This is a genomic window from Curtobacterium sp. MCBD17_023 (assembly GCF_003224415.1).
Classification (GTDB): Bacteria; Actinomycetota; Actinomycetes; order Actinomycetales; family Microbacteriaceae; genus Curtobacterium.
This window is the reverse complement of record NZ_QKLJ01000003.1, coordinates 198,740-218,612: the sequence shown is the minus strand read 5'-3', so window position 1 is coordinate 218,612 and position 19,873 is coordinate 198,740. Positions and strand designations below refer to the sequence as shown.

17 protein-coding genes are annotated in these 19,873 nt (G+C 71.8%); 11 read left to right on the top strand and 6 right to left on the bottom strand.

Annotation, left to right across the window (positions count from 1 at the left end):
* Window positions 1-47 precede the first annotated feature (47 nt).
* Window positions 48-1,001, top strand: coding sequence for a hypothetical protein (locus DEI84_RS05745; RefSeq protein WP_110890019.1), 954 nt, complete (start codon window positions 48-50; stop codon window positions 999-1,001).
* Between the two features lie 26 nt (window positions 1,002-1,027).
* On the opposite strand, the gene DEI84_RS05740 is transcribed toward DEI84_RS05745, so the two are convergent.
* Together DEI84_RS05740 and DEI84_RS05735 are read right to left on the bottom strand one after the other, a co-directional pair.
* Window positions 1,028-1,759, bottom strand: coding sequence for an ABC transporter ATP-binding protein (locus tag DEI84_RS05740; RefSeq protein WP_110890018.1), 732 nt, complete (start codon window positions 1,757-1,759; stop codon window positions 1,028-1,030).
* 65 nt (window positions 1,760-1,824) lie between these two features.
* Window positions 1,825-3,369, bottom strand: coding sequence for an ABC transporter permease (locus DEI84_RS05735; RefSeq protein ID WP_110890017.1), 1,545 nt, complete (start codon window positions 3,367-3,369; stop codon window positions 1,825-1,827).
* A gap of 274 nt (window positions 3,370-3,643) precedes the next feature.
* On the opposite strand from DEI84_RS05735, the gene DEI84_RS05730 reads away from it, so the two are divergent.
* The 4 genes from DEI84_RS05730 (at window position 3,644) to rplL (ending at window position 7,043) form a co-directional block, all read left to right on the top strand.
* Entirely contained in the window at window positions 3,644-4,384 is a 741-nt protein-coding gene (locus tag DEI84_RS05730; protein WP_181420362.1) for a response regulator transcription factor, read from the top strand.
* A 13-nt stretch (window positions 4,385-4,397) separates the two neighbouring features.
* Window positions 4,398-5,852 carry a cell wall metabolism sensor histidine kinase WalK gene (locus tag DEI84_RS05725; protein ID WP_110890016.1) on the top strand — a complete coding sequence of 485 codons (1,455 nt, stop codon included), beginning with the start codon at window positions 4,398-4,400 and terminating at the stop codon, window positions 5,850-5,852.
* Window positions 5,853-6,089: 237 nt separating this feature from the next.
* The gene (gene rplJ / locus DEI84_RS05720) at window positions 6,090-6,605 is read left to right on the top strand and encodes a 50S ribosomal protein L10 (protein ID WP_110824615.1); all 516 of its coding nucleotides are present in this window, start codon (window positions 6,090-6,092) and stop codon (window positions 6,603-6,605) included.
* 54 nt (window positions 6,606-6,659) lie between these two features.
* Window positions 6,660-7,043, top strand: a complete 384-nt coding sequence (gene rplL, locus DEI84_RS05715) for a 50S ribosomal protein L7/L12 (protein WP_110824614.1) — start codon at window positions 6,660-6,662, stop codon at window positions 7,041-7,043.
* 188 nt (window positions 7,044-7,231) lie between these two features.
* On the opposite strand, the gene DEI84_RS05710 is transcribed toward rplL, so the two are convergent.
* Both DEI84_RS05710 and DEI84_RS05705 read right to left on the bottom strand, forming a co-directional pair.
* On the bottom strand, window positions 7,232-8,161 hold the full coding sequence (locus DEI84_RS05710; RefSeq protein ID WP_110890015.1) for a hypothetical protein: 930 nt from the start codon (window positions 8,159-8,161) through the stop codon (window positions 7,232-7,234).
* 173 nt (window positions 8,162-8,334) lie between these two features.
* Entirely contained in the window at window positions 8,335-9,747 is a 1,413-nt protein-coding gene (locus tag DEI84_RS05705; protein WP_110890014.1) for an APC family permease, read from the bottom strand.
* Between the two features lie 209 nt (window positions 9,748-9,956).
* Here DEI84_RS05705 and DEI84_RS05700 point away from each other — a divergent pair, with 209 nt between their 5' ends.
* The 5 genes from DEI84_RS05700 (at window position 9,957) to DEI84_RS05680 (ending at window position 16,803) form a co-directional block, all read left to right on the top strand.
* On the top strand, window positions 9,957-11,849 hold the full coding sequence (locus DEI84_RS05700) for an ABC transporter ATP-binding protein (protein WP_258367397.1): 1,893 nt from the start codon (window positions 9,957-9,959) through the stop codon (window positions 11,847-11,849).
* Window positions 11,850-11,986: 137 nt separating this feature from the next.
* On the top strand, window positions 11,987-13,351 hold the full coding sequence (locus tag DEI84_RS05695; RefSeq protein WP_110890013.1) for a cystathionine beta-synthase: 1,365 nt from the start codon (window positions 11,987-11,989) through the stop codon (window positions 13,349-13,351).
* A gap of 201 nt (window positions 13,352-13,552) precedes the next feature.
* Window positions 13,553-14,698, top strand: a complete 1,146-nt coding sequence (locus DEI84_RS05690) for a cystathionine gamma-synthase (RefSeq protein WP_110890012.1) — start codon at window positions 13,553-13,555, stop codon at window positions 14,696-14,698.
* 82 nt (window positions 14,699-14,780) lie between these two features.
* Window positions 14,781-16,184 carry an MFS transporter gene (locus DEI84_RS05685; RefSeq protein ID WP_146236315.1) on the top strand — a complete coding sequence of 468 codons (1,404 nt, stop codon included), beginning with the start codon at window positions 14,781-14,783 and terminating at the stop codon, window positions 16,182-16,184.
* 28 nt (window positions 16,185-16,212) lie between these two features.
* On the top strand, window positions 16,213-16,803 hold the full coding sequence (locus tag DEI84_RS05680; RefSeq protein ID WP_181420361.1) for a substrate-binding domain-containing protein: 591 nt from the start codon (window positions 16,213-16,215) through the stop codon (window positions 16,801-16,803).
* Between the two features lie 128 nt (window positions 16,804-16,931).
* Here the strand turns inward: DEI84_RS05680 and DEI84_RS05675 are convergent, their stop codons facing one another.
* On the bottom strand, window positions 16,932-17,513 hold the full coding sequence (locus DEI84_RS05675; protein WP_110890009.1) for a TetR/AcrR family transcriptional regulator: 582 nt from the start codon (window positions 17,511-17,513) through the stop codon (window positions 16,932-16,934).
* A 301-nt stretch (window positions 17,514-17,814) separates the two neighbouring features.
* Here DEI84_RS05675 and DEI84_RS05670 point away from each other — a divergent pair, with 301 nt between their 5' ends.
* On the top strand, window positions 17,815-19,071 hold the full coding sequence (locus DEI84_RS05670) for a multidrug effflux MFS transporter (protein ID WP_110890008.1): 1,257 nt from the start codon (window positions 17,815-17,817) through the stop codon (window positions 19,069-19,071).
* A gap of 21 nt (window positions 19,072-19,092) precedes the next feature.
* On the opposite strand, the gene DEI84_RS05665 is transcribed toward DEI84_RS05670, so the two are convergent.
* Window positions 19,093-19,734, bottom strand: coding sequence for a hypothetical protein (locus tag DEI84_RS05665; RefSeq protein ID WP_110890007.1), 642 nt, complete (start codon window positions 19,732-19,734; stop codon window positions 19,093-19,095).
* Window positions 19,735-19,873 lie beyond the last annotated feature (139 nt).

Below are 19,873 nucleotides of genomic sequence, written 5' to 3'. Positions count from 1 at the left end.
ACCGCACCTCCCGTCCGTGTTGCCCGACGAGACGACAGGATGGACGCATGACGGAGACCCGCGGGCGGCAGCTGCTGCCCGGACAGACCAGCCGCGTGCACGTGTACGACGTCGAGGGACGGAGCGCCCGCCTCGTCTTCGAGTCCCGTTCCGTGCTCGTCGAGGCGCCGAACGTCCTCGACGCGGACACCCTCGTGCTGAACGGCGACGGCGACCTGTGGCTCCTGCCGGTGCCGCCGCCCGGGACGGTGCTCGACGAGACCGCACTCGTGCCGGTGCCGATGGACGGCGTGCCGGAGATCAACAACGACCACGTGCTCGATCCGTCGGGGGAGTCGGTCGTGGTGAGCGCCCGCGACGGTGAGCTGTACCGCGTGCCGCTGCCGGCCGGCGGTCCCGGGTCCCGCATCACCGACACGGCCGCGGCCCTGCCCGTGGTGCGGAAGTACTACCTGCACGGCATCGCTCCCGACGGTTCCGCCCTGGCGGCGATCGTGGGCGAACGGACCGAGGCCGGCGTGTGGACGACGGACGTCGCCGTCGTCGACCCGGGTACCGGAGCGACGACGTTCGTGACCCGCGACGAGCACCCCGACGACGGCTGCGCCTGGACGCCCGACGGCGGCACGCTCCTGTTCAACACCGAGCGGTTCACGCCCGGCACCGCACAGATCGCGGCGCTCCGGACCGGACCGGACGGAGCCGGATCGACCGGCCCCGTGCCGATCACCGGCGACGAGCGGGTGAACTGGTTCCCGCACGTCTCCCCGGACGGCGCGCACCTGCTCTACCTGTCGTACGAGCCGGGCGTGCAGGGGCACCCGGCCGACCACCGCGTGGAGCTCCGACTGCTGCCCGGTGTCCTGGCCTCCGGGGCACGCATCGCGGTCCTGCCGGAGACGCTCGTGGCACTCGACGGCGGGCAGGGGACGGTCAACGTGCCGCCGTGGGCGCCGGACTCGTCGTGGTTCGCCTACTGCGACTACCCGGTCGCCGACTGAGCGCTGCCCACCGCCCGGACGCTCGGCTACGCGTCACGCACCCGGCCCTGCGCGATGTGCAACCGGCGCTCCGCGCGCCGCGCCACCCCTGAGTCGTGCGTCACGATGACGACCGTCAGCCCGCGGTCCCGCCACTGCCGCTCGATGAGGCCCATGATCTCGTCGCGCGTCCCCTCGTCGAGCGCCCCGGTCGGCTCGTCCGCGAGGAGCACGCTCGGGTCCTTGACGAGCGCGCGGGCGATCGCGACCCGCTGCTGCTGCCCGCCGGAGAGCTCGGCCGGCAGGTGGTCGAGGCGCTCACCGAGGCCGACCTCGCGCAGTGCGGCGGTCGCCCGCTCGCGGACCTCGGCGCGCGAGCGGTTCGCGAGGGACCCGGCGAACGCGGTCTCCACGTTCTCGAGGGCCGTCAGCGTCGGGATGAGGTTGAAGCCCTGGAACACGAAGCCGATCTCGGTGCCCCGGACGTCCGTGAGTGCCCGGTCGCCGAGCGTCGCGAGGTCCCGGTCGCCCAGCTGCACCGACCCGGTGCTCGGCCGGTCGAGCGCGCCGAGCATCTGCAGCAACGTCGACTTGCCGCCACCGGTCGGCCCCTGCACGGCGACGAGCTGCCCCTGCGGGATCTCGAGGTCCACCCCCGCCAGGGCGGTGACGGTCCGGTTCTTCTGGCGGTAGGTCTTCGTCACGCCCGACAGGCGGTACGCGGGCCGGGAGGCGGTGGGCACGTCGCCTGTGGCGGGTGCGCTCTCGGTGGTGGTCATGGATGCTCCTGGGGTAGTCGTCGAGGGTGCTGGTGGGGAGGTCGGGGTGATGGGAGGTCGCGACATCAGGCGACGCTCCGCAGCGCTTCCGCCGGGCGGAGCCGGGATGCCCGCCACCCCCCGATCGCGCCGGCGAGCAGCCCGCCGAGGACCGCCAGTCCGATCGCGAGCAGGATCACCTCGACCGTGACGGGTGCGTGCAGGACGACGTCGGTGGTCGCGGCGCTCTGACCGCCGCCGCCGAACCCGCCGGCTGGAGCGCCCCCGCTCGTGCTGCTGCCCGCTGCCGCGCTCGCCGCGTTGCCCGGCATGCCGCCGCCCGCGCCGGGACCGGTCCGGCTGCTGCTGGCCGCGCTCGCCGAGACCGTGGGGGCGATCACGTTCACGACGAGGATGCCGACGAGTCCGGCTGTCGCGCCGATGACGCCGCCGATCAGGCCCTGCACGAGCGATTCGCCGGCGACCTGTCGGGTGATGCGGCCGTTCGACCAGCCGATCGCCTTGAGGGTGCCGAACTCACGCGTCCGTCGGGTGACGCCGGAGATGGTGAACAGGATCGCGATGAGGAAGGCCGCCGCCAGGACGACGATCGACAGCCACCGACCGAGGTTCGACACGAGGGTCGATGCCGTGGCGAGGGAGCCGGAGACGCTCGAGGCGAGGTCGGACTCGGTGGACACGGTCGCGCTGCTGAGCTCGTCCTGCAGCGCGGTCTTGATGGTCGCGACGTTCGAGGACGACCCGGCGGAGACGTAGATCGAGGTCACCTCGCCGTCGAGGTCGGCGAGCTCCTGCGCGGTGTCGAGCGGGACGTACGTGTTCGATCCCGTGGTCGACGCGGAACCGGTCGAGGCGACGATGCCGATGACGTCGAAGTCCTCGCCGCCGATCGCGATTGTGTCACCGACGGCCTTCGACTCGCTCGTCGCGTACGCGGAGTCGAGCACGACGACGTCCTCGCCGGCGTCCGCCGTGGTGAAGGTGCGGCCCTTCGTGGTCTCGGTGCTGGTGAGCGGGCCGACCGTGTCGCCGGACACCGGGATGCCGGTCACGGTGAACGAGTCGACGCTGAACGAGCCGCCGCCGAACCCGCCACCGCCCTGGCCACCGTCGCTCGGCGGGGCACCCTGCGCCGCACCGCTGCTGTCGCTGCTGTCGCTCTGCTGCACCTGCCCGGAGAACGTGCTGTTCTCGAGCGTCAGGACACCCGTCGCAGCCGCGACGCCGTCGGTGCCGGCGACCGTCTCGACATCCGCGGCGCTCAGTGTCCCGGCTCCGCGGGAGACGGTCAGGCGGGACTGGGACAGGTCCGTCGAGCCGCTGTCGTCGGTGGACCCGCCGTCCGACGCGTCAGCGTCCGACGAGTCAGCGCCGAAGTCGAACGACGGCCGTCCGGTGCTGCTCGACGTGGGGGTCTCGGTCTTCGTGACGGTGATGTCGGTGCCGACGCCGTACACGGACTGCAGCACGCTGGACTGGGCGGACTGCACGCCGCTCGCGATGGACGACACGATCACGACGAGCGCGATGGCCAACGCCATCCCGACCGCGATGACGACCGTCTGCTTCCTGCGGTTCGTGAGTTCGCGCCTGAGGTAGGTCAGGAACATGGTTCTCCTCGGTGGGGGTCGGCTCCGGGAACACCGGTCACGCGGATCGCGCGGCGGGGGCCGACGGGGAGAACCTAGGAAGGGGTGCCAAGGGCCTCCATTCCGTGCCCTATGAGGATCGTGAGGGGCCGAGGTCGCGTCGCCGGAGGTGTGGCGGAGCCGCTCGGCTCGGCCCCGTCCCCCGCCGACCCTCGGGTCGGTCTCCCGTTCGATCCGCAGGGCGCATCGGGATGCGCCACAGGGGGTTCATAGGAAGCTCTCCATACTCAGAGACGTGACCATCTCCCAGCCCTCAACAGCCCCGCGCCTCACGCGTGCCGACGGTTCGCCGTTGCGCATCCTCGTCGTCGACGACGAAGCCAGTCTCACCGACCTGCTCTCGATGGCGCTGCGCTACGAGGGGTGGGACGTGCGGAGTGCGAACGGCGGCCAGGATGCCCTGACGAAGGCCCGCGAGTTCCGGCCCGACGCGATGGTGCTCGACGTGATGATGCCGGACCTCGACGGGTTGCAGGTGCTCAGCCGACTGCGTCAGAACCACGACGACACCCCGGTGCTGTTCCTCACCGCGAAGGACTCCGTCGAGGACCGCGTGACCGGGCTCACCGCGGGCGGGGACGACTACGTCACGAAGCCGTTCTCCCTCGAGGAGGTCGTGGCACGCCTGCGCGGGCTCATCCGGCGCTCGCAGATCTCGGTGTCCGAAGCCGGCGACTCGCGCATCGTCGTCGGCGACCTGGTCCTCGACGAGGAGTCGTACGAGGTCTCGCGCGCCGGGCGGACGATCGAGCTCACCGCGACCGAGTTCGAGCTGCTCCGGTTCCTCATGCGCAACCCCCGGCGTGTGCTGTCGAAGGCGCAGATCCTCGACCGCGTGTGGTCGTACGACTTCGGGGGCAAGTCGTCGGTCGTCGAGATCTACATCTCCTACCTGCGCAAGAAGATCGACGCCGGCGAGCAGCCGATGATCCACACCGTGCGCGGGGTGGGCTACGTCATCAAGCCGACCTCCTGACGCGGGTCCGCGCATGACCCTCCGTCGTCGGCTCGTCCTGAGCATCGTCGCGCTCGTCGTCGCCGTCAGCGCCGTGATCGGGGGCGGCAGCATCATCGCGCTGTTCTCCATCCAGCGCTCCGCCATCGACGAGCAGCTGCAGTACGCGACGAGCCGCGCCCAGCGGTCCGTCGAGCAGGAGGGGCCGAACGGTGCCGAGTTCGGGCGACCCTCGGGCCAGGCGGCCGGCACGCTGACCGTGTACGTCCTCGACGGGAACGTCGTCGTCGGCAACGTGCTCGACAACGCTGGACGGGTCGACCGGCTGCGGGCGGACGTGGTCGACCCCCTCGGCGGACTCCGGCTCGACGGACGGGCGCACACCATCGACCTCGGTGCGGACCTCGGGCGCTACCGGGTCACGGCCGCCACCGTCGGCCCGGCCGTCCTCGTCGTCGGGCTGCCGCTCGGCCCGGTCTACGAGAGCGTGTGGAAGCTGTTCGGCGTGGTGCTCGTGGTGACCGGGCTCGCCCTGCTCGCCGCGACCCTCGTCGCGACGGCCGCCGTCCGTCGCGCCCTCCGGCCGCTCGACCGCGTCGCCGAGACCGCGTCCGCCGTCGCCGGGATGCCGCTCGAGCGCAGCGACGCGCTCGTCGGCGTGCGGGTGCCCGACGCCGACCCCGCGACCGAGGTCGGCCGTGTGGGCACGGCCTTCAACCGGATGCTCGGACACATCGCGGGGGCCATGCAGGCACGTGAGCGCTCCGAGCAGAAGGTGCGGCAGTTCGTCGCCGACGCCTCGCACGAACTCCGGACGCCGCTCGCGTCCGTCCGCGGGTACGCGGAACTCACCCGGCGGATCGGCGGGGACCTGCCGCAGGACGTCGTCTACGCGATGAGCCGCATCGAGTCCGAGTCGATCCGGATGACCTCCATGGTCGAGGACCTGCTGCTGCTCGCCCGACTCGACGAGGGCCGGGAGATCCAGTTCGCGGACGTGGACCTGACCGGCCTGGTGCTCGACGCGGTCAACGACGCCCACGCCGCGTCGCCGGACCACCCGATCGAGGTCGACCTGCCGGACGAGCCCGTCGAGGTCCTCGGCGACGCGGCCCGGCTGCACCAGGTGATCGTCAACCTCGTCACGAACGCCAGGACCCACACGCCGGACGGCACGCGGATCACGGTGGGGATCGCTCCGGTACCGCTGGCGGACGGCGGCGGCGTCGACCTGACGGTGCGCGACGACGGGCAGGGCATCGACCCGGCCTTCCTGCCCAAGCTCTTCGAGCGGTTCGCGCGGGCGGACAGCTCGCGCTCCCGGACCGCCGGGTCGACGGGACTCGGCCTCGCGATCGTCGACGCGGTCGTGCAGGCGCACGGCGGTCGGGTGAGTGTGACGAGCGAGCCCGGAGACACGGTGTTCACGGTGCACCTGCCGGACCGGACACGGCAGCCGGTGGGAGCACCTGCGGGTTCCGGCACGTGACCCTGGTGTGGTACGGTTCTTCTCAGCCAAAGACCGCTGGTCGTCGCTGCCGTGCTCACGCTCGGACAGTGGCCGAAGGTCCTCGTCACGAGGCAGCCCGCGCAGGTGTTCAGAACCACTCCCACTCATCGAGCGGGAGCAGCTCCGAGCCTCTGCGCCGGAGCTTTCTTCATGTGCGGGTTGTGTTCACCACAGCCATGGGACCCGGGGCTGCCAGCAAGAACCCCAAGGAGAACCATGGCGAACAAGGAAGCTGCGGTCGCCGAGCTCACGGAGTCCTTCCGTAGCTCGAACGCCGTTCTGCTCACCGAGTACCGCGGTCTCACGGTCGCGCAGCTCAAGGAGCTCCGCAACTCGATCCGTGAGCACGCCACGTACGCCGTGGTGAAGAACACGCTGACCAAGATCGCGGCCAACGAGGCAGGCATCACGTCGTTCGACGACGAGCTCGCCGGTCCGTCCGCTCTCGCCTTCGTCCACGGTGACACCGTCGCCGTCGCGAAGTCGCTGCGTGCATTCGCCAAGGCGAACCCCGAGCTCGTGGTGAAGGGCGGTTACTTCGACGGTAACCCGCTCACCGCGACCGAGGTGGACAAGCTCGCCGACCTCGAGTCCCGTGAAGTCCTGCTCGGCAAGCTCGCCGGCGCCTTCAAGGCCTCGCTGTTCGGTGCTGCGTACCTGTTCCAGGCACCCCTCTCGCAGGCCGTCCGCACCGTGGACGCCCTCCGTGAGAAGCAGGAGTCCGCGGCCTGACCAGGCACGCGTTCCACAACCACACCACGCATCAGTAAGTAGTAGGAGAAAATCATGGCGAAGCTTTCGCAGGACGAGCTCATCGAGGCCTTCAAGGAGCTCACGCTCATCGAGCTCTCGGACTTCGTGAAGAAGTTCGAAGAGGTCTTCGAGGTCACCGCTGCTGCCCCCGTCGCGGTCGCCGCGGCCGGTGGCGCTGCTGCCCCCGCCGAGGAGGTCGAGGAGAAGACCGAGTTCGACGTCGTGCTCAAGTCGGCCGGTGACAAGAAGATCCAGGTCATCAAGGAGGTCCGTGGCCTCACGTCGCTCGGCCTGGGCGAGGCCAAGGCGCTCGTCGAGACCGCCGACGCGAAGATCCTCGAGGGTGCGAACAAGGAAGCTGCCGACAAGGCGAAGGCTGCCCTCGAGGCCGCTGGTGCCACCGTCGAGCTCGTCTGAGTCCGACCTTCTGGTCACGAAGGCCGCTGCCCCTCGGGGCGGCGGCCTTCGTCGTGTGCGCGGCGCGGCGGCGGGCGCGGGCGCGGGCGGGCGCGGGCGCGGGCGCGGCGGGTCGGTTCGCGCTGAGCGACACTGATCGGCCCCGAGCGGACGAGGACTGTCGCTGAGCCCGAAGTGATGGTCGTGGGTCATGACCCGAGCACGATGCCGTGACTCCGGAACAGGGCACGGAGCCGGTCCGGGTCGACCAGATGCCACCAGGTGACCCGGACGACCGCGCGGACCTCGGGCAGCGCACGGATCCTGTCCTCGCGGAGTTTCTCCCGCCAGAGGACGTCGGCCGGATCGGCGCCGCCCGTCATCGACGGGTCGCGGTACTTCTGCCGACCGTCGAACTCGATGACGACTCCGAGGCGGGGGAGCCAGAAGTCGACACGACTCATCCCGCCGTCGGGGTGCCGGAACTCGTGCTGCGGCTCGACGTCCACGTCGCCGAGCTCGACGAGACGGACGGCGGTGAAGGACTCTCCGACGGATTCGTGTCGGGGGTCGAGTGCTGCGCCGACCGTCCTCGCTCTCCGCGACCCATGCTCCGGAGGCCGTGGGAGTGCGCCGAGCAACTCCGGGAGGGTCAGCGTCGCCGAACGGACCGCGTGGTCGAGTGCGACGGCAGCGACCGACGGGGTGGTGCACCTGACGATCGCCACCGCGGTGGCGAGGACGTCGGCCACGCGGACCCCGTCGAACGAGTGCGGGGTGAGCCCGGGCAGTGGTCCGGCGTGTCGCACGATGCCTGACCGGTGCGCGGTGGTCATGGCATGGTCGTCGATGACGTGGACCCGCTCGGGCGGCGGGGCGATCAGCGGCCATCCATGCACGAGAGCAGCGGTCTGGTGGGAGAACGCGGTGGTCAGCGGGAGCGCCGGCGCGACCGCCCGCGCGAGCGCGAGGTGGCGTGCCGCCGGGTCCAGGCTCTCCCACACGGAGCGGTCGAGGAAGACACCCGGTCGCAGCCGCACGAGTCGGCCAGCTCGGTGTCCCCGCTGCAACGCCCTGGTGGCGGCCGGGTCACCGGCGGCGGCGCGGAGCAGGGGCGGGCGATCGTTCGTGACGTGCATCGTCCGAGCGTGACGGCCTCCGTGCACGCGTGCAGCCCGGGCAGGCTCACCTGTGCACCACGGCCATCGGCCCAGCTGTGTGGAGGAGAGGCTTTGTTCGCGGTGCGCGTCGAACTCCGCGCCGCAAGACACGAAGGGTGTCGCTCAGCGCGAACGGGGCCCGGGCGACCCGCCTACGCGAGCGTGCTGTGGCGGCGGCCGTAGGCCAGGTACAGCACCGCGCCGGCGACCATCCAGATGCCGAAGGCGATCCACGTGCCCGCGCCGAGCGTCACGGCGAGGAACAGGCAGAACAGCACGCCGAGCACCGGCACGACCGGGAAGAACGGCACGCGGTACGAGCGGTCGAGGTCCGGCTGCGTCCGGCGGAGCACGATCACCGAGATGTTCACGAGGGCGAAGGCGATGAGCGTCCCGATGCTCGTGGCGTCCGCGAGTTCCCCGAGCGGGACCAGCGCGGAGACGATCGTCACGACGATGCCGACGATGAGCGTGTTCGCGATCGGGGTGCTCGTCCGGGGCGACACCCGCCCGAACACCTTCGGCACGAGGCCGTCCCGAGCCATCGACACCAGGATGCGGGTCTGTCCGTACAGCACGGTGAGGACCACGCTCGCGATCGCGACCACGGCCCCGATCGAGAACACGAGGGCGACGACGGGCTGCCCGGTGACGTCGACGACGATGCGGACGAGCGAGGCTTCGTCAGCGGAGAACGACGTCCAGGACCGAGCACCGATGGCGGCGACCGCGACCAGGATGTACAGCGCGGTGATGAGCGCGATCGACCCGATGATGGCGCGCGGCAGGTCGCGGCGGGGGTCCTTCGCCTCCTCGCCGGCGGTGGAGGCCGCGTCGAAGCCGATGTACGAGAAGAACAGCCGGGAGGCAGCCGCGCTCACCCCGGCAGCACCCATGGGCGCGAGCGGCTCGAAGTTCCCGGCGCGGAACGCCGAGAACGCGACGACGACGAAGAACACCAGGAGGGCGATCTTCACGAGCACCATGAGGGTGTTCACCCAGGCGCTCTCCTTCGCCCCGGGGAGCAGGACGAGCATCGCGATGACGACGAGCGCAGCCGCGGGCAGGTTCACGAAGCCGCCGTCGCCTGGAGGCGCGGACAGCACGGTGGGCAGGTGCAGCCCGAAGACCCGCAGCGTCTCGTCGACGTACTCGCTGGCGCCGACGGCGACCGCCGCGACCGACACCGCGTACTCGAGGACCAGACACCACCCGCAGACCCAGGCGATCCCCTCGCCCATGGTCGCGTAGGTGTAGGAGTAGCTCGACCCGGACGTCGGGACGGCGCCGGCCATCTCGGCGTAGGACAGCGCCGACAGGAGCGCCGCCACACCCGCGATCACGAACGAGATCCAGACGGCGGGTCCGGCGAGCGGGACGGCCGTCCCGAGGACGACGAGGATGCCGGTGCCGAGCGTCGCGCCGACGCTGATCATCGTGAGGTGCCAGACCCCGAGTGTCCGTCGGAGCGGCTGCCCGTCGACGCCTTCGGCAGCCTCCGCGCGGAGCTGGTCCACCGGCTTGCGCCGGAGGAGCTGGTGGGCGAGTGACGGCGCGGACGACATGGGACCTCACGGGGGCGCTTGCGGTGGACGCGACATCGTCCCACGGCCCTCGGACGGGGTCCAAACCAGACGGTCCCTCCCTCCACACGGGAGGCCCGGACCGCCTCCGTCCACAGCCCTCGGCGAACGCGTCGGGCCGGGCCCGTCCGCGGGCGTACATTCATCCGAGGACGGCGCCGGGCGGCGCGGAGAGGGTGCGGATGAGTCGGATGGACGCGGTCGCCGGCGGCGGCGGGATGCGCGGTGGCGGCGGCGGTGGACCCCGCGGCCGGATCTCGAGTGGCGACCCGGACGCGCAGCGCGCGGCGAACGCCGAGGCGCCGCAGATCCCGCACCTGCTGCGTCGCATCGCCGGACTGTTCGTCCCGCACCGGCGCGCGATCGTCCTGACGGTCGTGCTCGTGCTCGTCGGGGCCGCCCTCTCGGTCATCCCGCCGCTGCTGACCCAGCAGGCGTTCGACCGCGGGTTGTTCCCGCCGGAGGGCAGACCGGACGTGCCGGTGCTCGCCGTGCTGGTCGCAGCCATGATCGGGCTGTGGATCGCGAGCGCCGGGATCGGCGTGTGGCAGACGTACCTGACCGCCACCGTCGGCAACAAGGTCATGGGCGCGATGCGGATGCGGTTGTTCGGGCACCTGCAGCGGATGGAACTCGCGTTCTTCACCCGGACGAAGACCGGCGTGATCCAGAGCCGCTTGCAGAACGACGTCGGTGGCGTCGCGAGCGTCCTGAACAACACGATCTCGTCGGTCCTCGGCAACACCGTGACGGTCATCGCCGCGGTCGTCGCGATGCTGCTCCTGAGCTGGCAGATGACCCTGGTGGCGGTGGTCCTGCTGCCCCTGCTCGTCATCGCCCAGCGCAAGGTCGGCAAGGTCCGCGCCCGCATCGCCGCGCAGACCCAGGAGTCCCTGTCCGACATGACCGCGATCACGCAGGAGACCCTGAGCGTGTCGGGGATCCTGCTCGCGAAGAGCTTCAACCAGCAGCGTGCCGAGATCCACCGCTACGGGGACGAGAACCGCAACCAGATCGGGCTGCAGGTCCGACAGCAGATGTCCGGTCAGTGGTTCTTCGCCATCGTGCAGATCTTCCTGTCCATCATCCCGGCGGTCATCTACCTCGTGGCCGCGTACCTCGTCCTCGGCGGCGTCCCGATCACGGCGGGCACCATCGTGGCCTTCACGACCGTGCAGTCCCGGCTGCTGTTCCCGACCGTCGGCCTGCTCCGCGTCGTGCTCGACCTGCAGACGTCGGGGGCGCTGTTCGCCCGCATCTTCGAGTACTTCGACCTGAAGCCGGCGATCACGGACGCGGCCACCGCGAAGCCGGTCGACGAACGACGGGTGGGACACGTGGCGTTCGACCACGTCTCGTTCTCGTACCCGGACGGCGAAGCCGACAAGCCCACCCTGCGCGACGTCTCGTTCGAGTTGCAGCCCGGACAGTTCGCGGCCTTCGTCGGACCGTCCGGCGCGGGCAAGACGACGATCTCGTACCTGGTGCCGCGGCTGTACGAGGCGACCGCCGGTTCGGTCCGGTTCGCGGGGCAGGACGTCCGCGACCTCGTGCACGAGGACCTCATGGCGCACATCGGCATCGTGAGTCAGGAGACCTACCTGTTCCACGCGACCATCGGTGACAACCTCCGGTACGCCAAGCCGGGGGCGACCGACGCCGAACTCGAACGGGCGGCCCGTGCCGCGAACATCCACGAGACGATCGCCTCGTTCCCGGACGGGTACGACACGGTCGTGGGGGAGCGGGGCTACCGGTTGTCCGGCGGGGAGAAGCAACGCATCGCCATCGCCCGCGTGCTGCTCAAGGACCCGCCCGTCCTCGTGCTCGACGAGGCGACGAGCGCGCTCGACTCCATCTCCGAACGGGTCGTGCAGGCGGCACTGGACACCGCGGCGCGGGGACGGACGACGATCTCGATCGCACACCGCCTGTCGACCATCCGGGACGCGGACGTGGTCTTCGTGCTCGACCACGGGCAGATCGTCGAGCAGGGGACGCACGACGAACTCATCGCCCTCGGCGGTACCTACGCGACCCTGCACGAGCAGCAGAGCGACCCGGTGGTGGCCGCCCGCGAGTGACCGACGGCCCTCGTGTGCGCTGCTGGTCCGGCGCGCTCTGCCGGACCAGGCGGGTCGTTCGTTCGCCCTCGGCTGACACCGGCTGGGTGTTCGTCGCGGGACGTCGCACACCGGGGCACGCGACCTAGACTCTCCTGGTGCGTTACGCGAACTCCGTCATCGATCTCGTCGGCGACACACCGCTCGTCAAGCTCAACCGTGTCACCGAGGGGATCCGGGCCACCGTCCTGGTGAAGGTCGAGTCCTTCAACCCGGGTGGTTCGGCCAAGGACCGCATCGCGACGCGGATCCTCGACGCGGCCGAGGCATCCGGCGAGCTGCTCCCCGGTGGCACGATCGTCGAGCCCACCTCGGGGAACACCGGCGTCGGCCTCGCGCTCGTCGCCCAGCAGCGCGGCTACCGGTGCGTGTTCGTCCTCCCGGACAAGGTCGGCGAGGACAAGCGCAACGTCCTCACCGCGTACGGCGCCGAGATCGTCGTGACGCCGACCGCCGTCGCGCCCGACGACCCGGAGTCCTACTACTCCGTGTCCGACCGGCTCGTGCGCGAGATCCCCGGCGCGTACAAGCCGAACCAGTACGCGAACCCGAACGGTCCGCGCAGCCACTACGAGACGACCGGGCCGGAGATCTGGCGCGACACGGAGGGGCGCCTGACACACTTCGTGGCAGGTGTCGGCACCGGCGGCACGATCTCGGGCACCGGCCGCTACCTCAAGGAAGCGTCCGACGGCGGCGTCCGCATCATCGGCGCCGACCCGGAGGGCTCGGTGTACTCCGGCGGGACCGGCCGCCCCTACCTGGTCGAGGGCGTCGGTGAGGACTTCTGGCCCGCCGCCTACGACGCCGGCGTCCCGGACGAGATCATCGCCGTGTCGGACGCGGACTCGTTCGCGATGACCCGCCGCCTGGCGCGCGAGGAGGGTCTGCTCGTCGGTGGCTCGAGCGGCATGGCCGTCGTCGCCGCGCTGCGGGCCGCGGAGGACCTGACCGAGGACGACGTCGTGGTGGTGCTGCTGCCGGACGGCGGCCGCGGGTACCTCGGCAAGATCTTCAACGACCGGTGGATGCGTTCCTACGGCTTCGCGGAGACCGAGGACGAGCGGAGCGTCGGCGACCTCATCGCCGGCAAGGACGGACGGCTGCCGGACCTCGTGCACGCCCACCCGTCGGACACCGTCCGCGACGTCGTCGACATCATGACGAAGTACGGCGTCTCGCAGATGCCCGTGCTGAGCGCCGAGCCGCCCGTCGTCATGGGCGAGGTCGTCGGGGCCGTCGAGGAGAAGACGTTGCTCGAGCACGTGTTCACCGGTGCCGCGGGGATGGCCGATGCGCTCACCCCGTTCGTCGGCGACCCGCTGCCCCTCATCGGGATCGGGGAGTCCGTGTCGGCCGCACGCCGGGCCCTCGAGTCCGCGGACGCCCTGCTCGTCGTCGGCGACGGCAAGCCGGTCACGGTGCTGACGCGCCACGACGTGCTCACCTACCTCTCCGAGTGACGGCGGGCGGCACCGCCGCGCCCGCGTCGCCGACCACGGACCACAGCCGATGTCGGCCTCGCCGGTACGGGACGTGAGCGACGCACCGCCGAGTTCCGCCGACACGGGCACGAGCGACGGCCGTCCGGCCCGCCGCCGACCCACCCACAGCGAGACGACCACACAGACCGCACCGAGCCTCCAGGAAGGGGCACCCGCGACATGACCGAGTTCAGCACCCGCGCCATCCACGCCGGCCAGGAGCCCGACGCCGCCACCGGCGCCGTCATCCCGCCGCTGTTCCTGACCTCGACCTACGTGCAGGACGGCGTCGGCGGCCTGCGCGGCGGGTACGAGTACTCCCGCTCCGGCAACCCGACCCGCGACTCGCTGCAGACGCTGTTGGCCGACCTGGACGGTGGCGTCGCCGCGTACTCGTTCTCGTCCGGGCTGGCGGGGGAGGACGCCCTCCTCCGTGCCTACCTGGAGCCGGGAGCACGGATCGTGATGGGCAACGACGTCTACGGCGGCACGCACCGGCTCGCGAACCGACTGCACGTGCCGTGGGGGATCGAGCTCGTCACGGTCGAGATGAGCGAGCCGGACCGGGTCCGCGCCGCGCTCGCCGACAGCCCCGCGAAGACCGTGCTCTGGGTCGAGACGCCGACGAACCCGCTCATGAAGATCGCGGACATCGAGACCCTCGCCGCGATCGGACACGAGGCCGGCGCGCTCGTCGTCGTGGACAACACCTTCGCCTCGCCGGCCCTGCAGCAGCCGCTGTCGCTCGGCGCCGACGTGGTCGTGTACTCGACGACGAAGTACCTCGGCGGCCACTCCGACGTCGTCGGCGGCGCGGTGGTGCTGCGTGACCGGGAGCTGGCCGACGCGGTGCAGTTCGTGCAGTTCGGCGGCGGTGCGATCTCGTCGCCGTTCGACGCCTGGCTGACGATCCGCGGGATCAAGACGCTCAGCGTCCGGATGGAGCGCCACTCCTCGAACGCGCAGGCCGTCGCCGAGGCGCTGCTCGCGCACCCGGCCGTCGAGCACGTGTACTACCCGGGCCTGCCGGAGCACCCCGGCCACGACATCGCGGCGAAGCAGATGCGCGGCTTCGGCGGCATGCTCTCGGTGGCGCTCACCGGCGGTGCCGAGGCGGCCAAGCGCTTCGCCGAGTCCACGGAGCTGTTCGCCCTGGCGGAGTCGCTGGGCGGTGTGGAGTCGCTCATCGGCTACCCGAGCGAGATGACGCACGCGTCGGTGAAGGGCACCGAGCTGGCGGTGCCGGAGAACGTCGTCCGCCTGTCGGTCGGCATCGAGGACGCCGGCGACCTCGTCGCGGACGTGCAGCAGGCGCTCGACCGCTGACCTCGGGACCGTGGTCCTCGGGGCCCCGCACCGCGGGGCCCCGCACCTCGGGACGCGGGACCCGGCGTCCTACGATGACCGGGTGACCTCCACGACGGCGACCCGGACGAGCGTGTTCGCGCCGCGGTACCTCGTGGCGACGATCGGCATGGTCGCGATCGTGGCGGTGTCGGCGTTCCAGAACCTGGCGATGACGACGATCATGCCGGTCATCTCCGAGGACCTGCACGGTGAGACGCTGTACTCGCTGAGCTTCGCCGCGCCCCTCGCCGCCGGTGTCCCCGGCATGGTCCTCGCCGGGAACTGGACGGACCGCGCGGGCGGGCGGGTCGTCGCGTGGGTCTCCGCGTCCCTGTTCGCGATCGGCACGGCGGTCGTCATGGTCGCTCCGACGATGCCGGTGTTCCTGGCCGGTCGACTCGTGGAGGGCTTCGGCGCGGGTGCGATCGACGTCGTGCTCTACGTCCTCGTGGCCCGGGTCTTCCCGGCCGACCTGCACGGCTCGGTGTTCGCCGGGTTCGCGGCCGCCTGGGTGGTGCCCGCCCTCGTCGGACCGGCGGTGGCCGGCATCGTGACGGACGCCGTGGGCTGGCACTGGGTGTTCGCCGGGGCCCTCGTGATCGCCGTCGTCGCGTTCGCGTGCCTGGTCCCGACGCTGCGGCACCTGCGGCCGCCCGCACCGGAGGCCCGACCGCCCTGGCAGGGTCGGCGCATCGCCTGGTCGGTGGCCGCGTCCGCCGCCGTGCTCCTGCTCAACACCGCTCCCGACCTGCCCCTCGCCGTCCGCTTCGTGGCGGTCGGGGTGGGACTGGTCGGCGCGTGGACGGCGCTCCGTCCGCTCCTGCCCCGGCGCACGTTCACGGGCGGCGCGGGCCTGCCGTCGGTCGTGCTCCTGCGCGGGGTCCTCGCCGCCGGGTTCTTCGGCAGTGAGGCGTACGTCCCCTTCCTGCTCCAGGCGCAGCACGGCCTGGAACCCTCGGCGGCCGGACTCGCGCTCACCGTGGCCGCCCTGAGCTGGGCCGGTGCGAGCTGGTTGCACGGCCGCCTGGGGGAGCAGCGCCTCCCGGCCACACGGGCCTTCGGCGCCGGACTGGGGCTCGTCCTGGTGAGCCTGCTGTCCGCGCTCGCGGTCGCCCTGGTGGACCTGCCCGTGTGGGTGCTCGTCGCCGGCTGGTTCGTCGGCGGCGCCGGCATGGGGGTGGCGTACCCGCGGACGTCGATGCTCACGCTCCGGTTCTCGCGAGAGGGCGACGACGGATTCGCCAGTTCCGCCCTGACGATCGCGGACGCGTCCGGCAGCGTCGTCGGGTTGGCGATCGCCGGTCTGCTGTTCACCACCGCGGGCGGCCGGGAGGAGCCGACGGCCTTCGCGCTCGTGTTCGCCGCGATGACGGTGGTCGCCCTCGTCGGGCTCGTGGCCGTGCGGCGGCTCGGACCGGTCCCGCCGCCGCCGCGGTCGCCGTCACCGGAGGCACCGGGCGGGTAGCCTGGCAGACCCGGACCGAGGAGGACCCGTGCGTCGCACCGCAGCAGTCGTGCTGACCGCCACGCTGGCGGTCGGTGCCCTCGTGTTCACGGGGTGCAGCGGGACGACCACGACGGCTCCGACGCCGGTGCGGAGCACCGACCTCACGAGCTCGGACGGCGGGTTCGCCGAGGACGCCGTGATCGGGGTCGTGCTGACGGCTGACGCGGCGACGCCGACCGACTCCGGTGACGGCCGTTCGCTGGCGACCCGGTTCCGCGAGGAACTCACCGAGGCCGGGTTCCGCCCGGACGTCCGGGTCGCGGGGGCCGACCAGCCCGCCCGACAGCGGGCGGCCGTGCACGACCTGGTCCGGACCGGCGCCAAGGCGCTCGTCGTCCGGGCAGCGGACCCCGACGCGCTCCGCACGGAGCTCCGGGACGCGCACGACGCGGGCGTCGTGGTCGTGGCGCTCGGCGGTGCCCTGCCGTCCTCGGGCGGCGGGAACGACGGACTCGCGTCGGACTACCGCATCGACGGCGCGGACTCGGACGCCGACCTCGTCAGCCGGAGCGTCGCGATGGTGTCGTCACTGCAGCGCGGCGAGGAGCCGCGGGACGGGGACGACCCCGCGCAGTAGCGCCGCGTCCGACCGCCGGCGCGGTGGGCCGGGAGGCCCGTGGGCGGTCCGCGACGTCGGGACGGGGCAGTGTGCCACCAGGGCGTTCAAGCAGCGCCTCCAGGGGACAGGCCGGCGACAGGGACGCGTCAGCGCCACCAGGCCGGGAACGAGCGCGTGATCGTCTCGACGAGGGCCTTCCGGGAGCGTCGAGGACCGCCGAGCCACGCCTCGATCGCACCGACGAACCCCTGCGCGACGAAGCCGGCGGCCACCTCGTCGATGATGTCCGGCTTCGCGGCGGGGTCGAGCTCGTCGATGTGCATGGCGCTCGACACGGTGAAGTGCCCGACCAGCAGACGGTGCAGTGAGGCGTCGTTCGGGTCGGGGAGCGCGAGGGCGTAGACGTCCCGGTGGGCCGTCACGTGGTCGATGACGGCCTCGATGCCGCGGCGGGTGATGGTGGCGAGCTCGTCGGGACCGGCTCCCCGCTCGACGGCTGCGCGGTGTGCCTCGGCGTCGTCGGCACGGATGCGGTCGAGTTCGGGTGTGAGCACGTCGGCGAGCAACGACCCGGGGGACACCGCGTGCGAGTAGAACGTCGCACGGTTGATGCCGGCGGCGCGGGTGACGTCCGCGACCGTGATCTGCGACACCGGGCGGTCGGCAGCGAGTCGGAGCACGGCCTCCTTGAGGGCAGCCGTCGTGTGCAGGATCCGAGCGTCGACCATGACGCTCCTCCCATCTCGTTCGCGGTGCTCCCGGCGCACCTCGGCCGGGAGTCCGACGCTACCGCACCGTCGGGCCGCGCCACCGGTCCGCCGCACCCTCGTGTGGACGCGCGCCGGGCCTCCCGACCGGGGGAACCGGAGCCGAGCGACGGCCGCGCGTCCGGTCCGCGCGTCCGGTCCGCGCGGACGTCCGCGTCCGCGGTTGTCGTCGTGTCGCACCGACCCGTACCATGGTGGAACGGACCGAATCGATTCGAGCGGCCGATCCCACCCCACCGCCTGCCTTTCGGAGGATCTCGTCGTGTCCGCGCCTGCGACCACCGGCTCACTCAAGGTCATCCTGCACCCGGGCGACTCGCTCACCCGTGCGCAGCGACTCGTCTACGTCTTCGTGCTCGGCGCGCTCACGGCGCTCGGACCGTTCACGATCGACCTCTACCTGCCGGCGTTCCCGTCGCTCGAGCGGGACCTCGGCATCTCCGCCGGCGCGGTGCAGCTCACGCTCACCGCGACCACCATCGGCTTCGCGATCGGGCAGCTCCTGGTCGGTCCGTGGAGCGACAAGGTGGGCCGCCGACTCCCGCTCATCATCGCGACGAGCCTGCACGTCACCGCCTCGGTCTGCGCCGCCCTCGCGCCGAACGTCGAGGTCCTCGCGCTGTTCCGTGTCCTGCAGGGCATGGGCGCCGCGGCCGGTGGCGTCGTCGCGATGGCGACCGTGCGTGACCTGTTCGGCGGGAAGCCGCTGGTGCGCATGCTGTCGCGACTGGCGATGGTGAACGGGCTGGCCCCGATCCTCGCGCCGCTCATCGGCTCGCAGATGCTCCGGTTCTTCCCGTGGCGCGGGATCTTCGTGTTCCTCGCCTGCTACGGCCTGGCGGTCGTCATCGCCTCGATCCTGCTCATCGTCGAGACGCTGCCGAAAGAACGCCGGCAGGAGGCCGGGCACTCGACCATCGGCCAGCGGTACCGCGCGCTGTTCTCCGACCGGATCTTCGTCGGGGTGGCACTCATCGGTGCGATGGTGTTCAGCGGGTTGTTCTCGTACCTCAGTGCGTCGCCGTTCCTGTTCCAGGGGGTGTTCGGCCTCGACGCGCAGCAGTACGGCCTGCTCTTCGCCGTGAACTCGGTCGGCGTCGTCCTCGGCGTGCAGATCTCCTCGCGGCTGGCGCAGCGCGTCGGACCGCAGTGGATCCTGGCCTGTTCGACCGCGACGCTCTTCCTGGCCGCGCTGGCGATCGTCGTGCTGGACCAGCTCGACGCGGGTCTGGTCGGCGTGCTCGTCCCGCTCTGGTTCTACATCGCGGCGTGCGGGTTCTCGTTCCCGCTCGTGCAGGTGATCGGTCTCGCGTCGCACGGCAAGGAGGCCGGCACCGCGGCGTCACTCCTCGGCGCGCTGAACTTCGGCGTCGCCGGGATCATCTCGCCGGTCGTGGGTCTGCTCGGCATCTCGACGGCCACCCCGATGGCCATGGTGATGGGGACGACCGCGTTCGTCGCGATCCTCGTGCTGTGGTTCGTCGTGCGCCCGAGGACGGTCCCGGCCCTCACCCACTGAGGGCAGGCGGTGACCCGGCGGTCACTTCCGGACGAGGCCGACCGTCTCCGCGACGAGCAGTCCGCCGACGGTCAGCACGGCCGCTCCGCCGACCACCACCACCGCCGCAGGTCGCTCGTACCACTGGCGCAGGCGGGGCCAGCGACGGGAGAACTCCCGGGCCGACATCGTGCCGGGGAGGCGCTCCGTCCGGACGTCGAACCGATCGACCAGCCGCTCGACACCGTCGTCGCCCCACACGTCGCCCCGGACACGGAACAGCGCTTCGCCCGCGGGGTCGAGCGCGACGAGGTCACGGCTGGCGCGGTCCGCCGAGGCGCCGTGCCGGGTGACGAGCAGGACGTCGTGCACGCGGGAGCGGGCGACCGTCCGGGTGCCGGTGAGCACGCCGCGGATCGTGACGCTGTCCTGGTGGACCGCGACGAACGCGGTGCGGAGCCGGAGGTACGCGGCGGCGACCACCGCGGCGAGCAGGAGCACGACCACGGCGACCACGGCCCCGAGTCCCGTCGGAACCGCCGACCAGACGACCGCGACCGCGATCGGCAGGGCGGAGAAGCCGATGCTCAGTCCGGTGGAGCGGACGAGTGCCGCTCGCGGTCGCACGAGTTCCTCGGCCGTGCTCGTGTCGAGCGGTGTCGCTCGCGCCGTCGTGTCCCCCACGGCAGGTCTCCTCGTCCCCGGAGTGCACGGGCGCGGCGGAGCGCCGGGCCCGCGACGGCGCCCCTGCCGTCCGATGCTGGTCGAGTGCGTCGGGTCCCTCCGGCGCGCTCGTCCGGTCAGCATAGGGGAGCGGTCGCGG

Excerpts from the sequence above, each read along its gene's own strand:
- DEI84_RS05745 (WP_110890019.1), top strand. The coding sequence starts at position 48 with ATGACGGAGACCCGCGGGCGGCAGCTGCTGCCCGGACAGACCAGCCGC.
- DEI84_RS05740 (WP_110890018.1), bottom strand. The coding sequence starts at position 1,759 with ATGACCACCACCGAGAGCGCACCCGCCACAGGCGACGTGCCCACCGCC.
- DEI84_RS05735 (WP_110890017.1), bottom strand. The coding sequence starts at position 3,369 with ATGTTCCTGACCTACCTCAGGCGCGAACTCACGAACCGCAGGAAGCAG.
- DEI84_RS05725 (WP_110890016.1), top strand. The coding sequence starts at position 4,398 with ATGACCCTCCGTCGTCGGCTCGTCCTGAGCATCGTCGCGCTCGTCGTC.
- rplJ (WP_110824615.1), top strand. The coding sequence starts at position 6,090 with ATGGCGAACAAGGAAGCTGCGGTCGCCGAGCTCACGGAGTCCTTCCGT.
- rplL (WP_110824614.1), top strand. The coding sequence starts at position 6,660 with ATGGCGAAGCTTTCGCAGGACGAGCTCATCGAGGCCTTCAAGGAGCTC.
- DEI84_RS05710 (WP_110890015.1), bottom strand. The coding sequence starts at position 8,161 with ATGCACGTCACGAACGATCGCCCGCCCCTGCTCCGCGCCGCCGCCGGT.
- DEI84_RS05705 (WP_110890014.1), bottom strand. The coding sequence starts at position 9,747 with ATGTCGTCCGCGCCGTCACTCGCCCACCAGCTCCTCCGGCGCAAGCCG.
- DEI84_RS05700 (WP_258367397.1), top strand. The coding sequence starts at position 9,957 with ATGGACGCGGTCGCCGGCGGCGGCGGGATGCGCGGTGGCGGCGGCGGT.
- DEI84_RS05690 (WP_110890012.1), top strand. The coding sequence starts at position 13,553 with ATGACCGAGTTCAGCACCCGCGCCATCCACGCCGGCCAGGAGCCCGAC.
- DEI84_RS05675 (WP_110890009.1), bottom strand. The coding sequence starts at position 17,513 with ATGGTCGACGCTCGGATCCTGCACACGACGGCTGCCCTCAAGGAGGCC.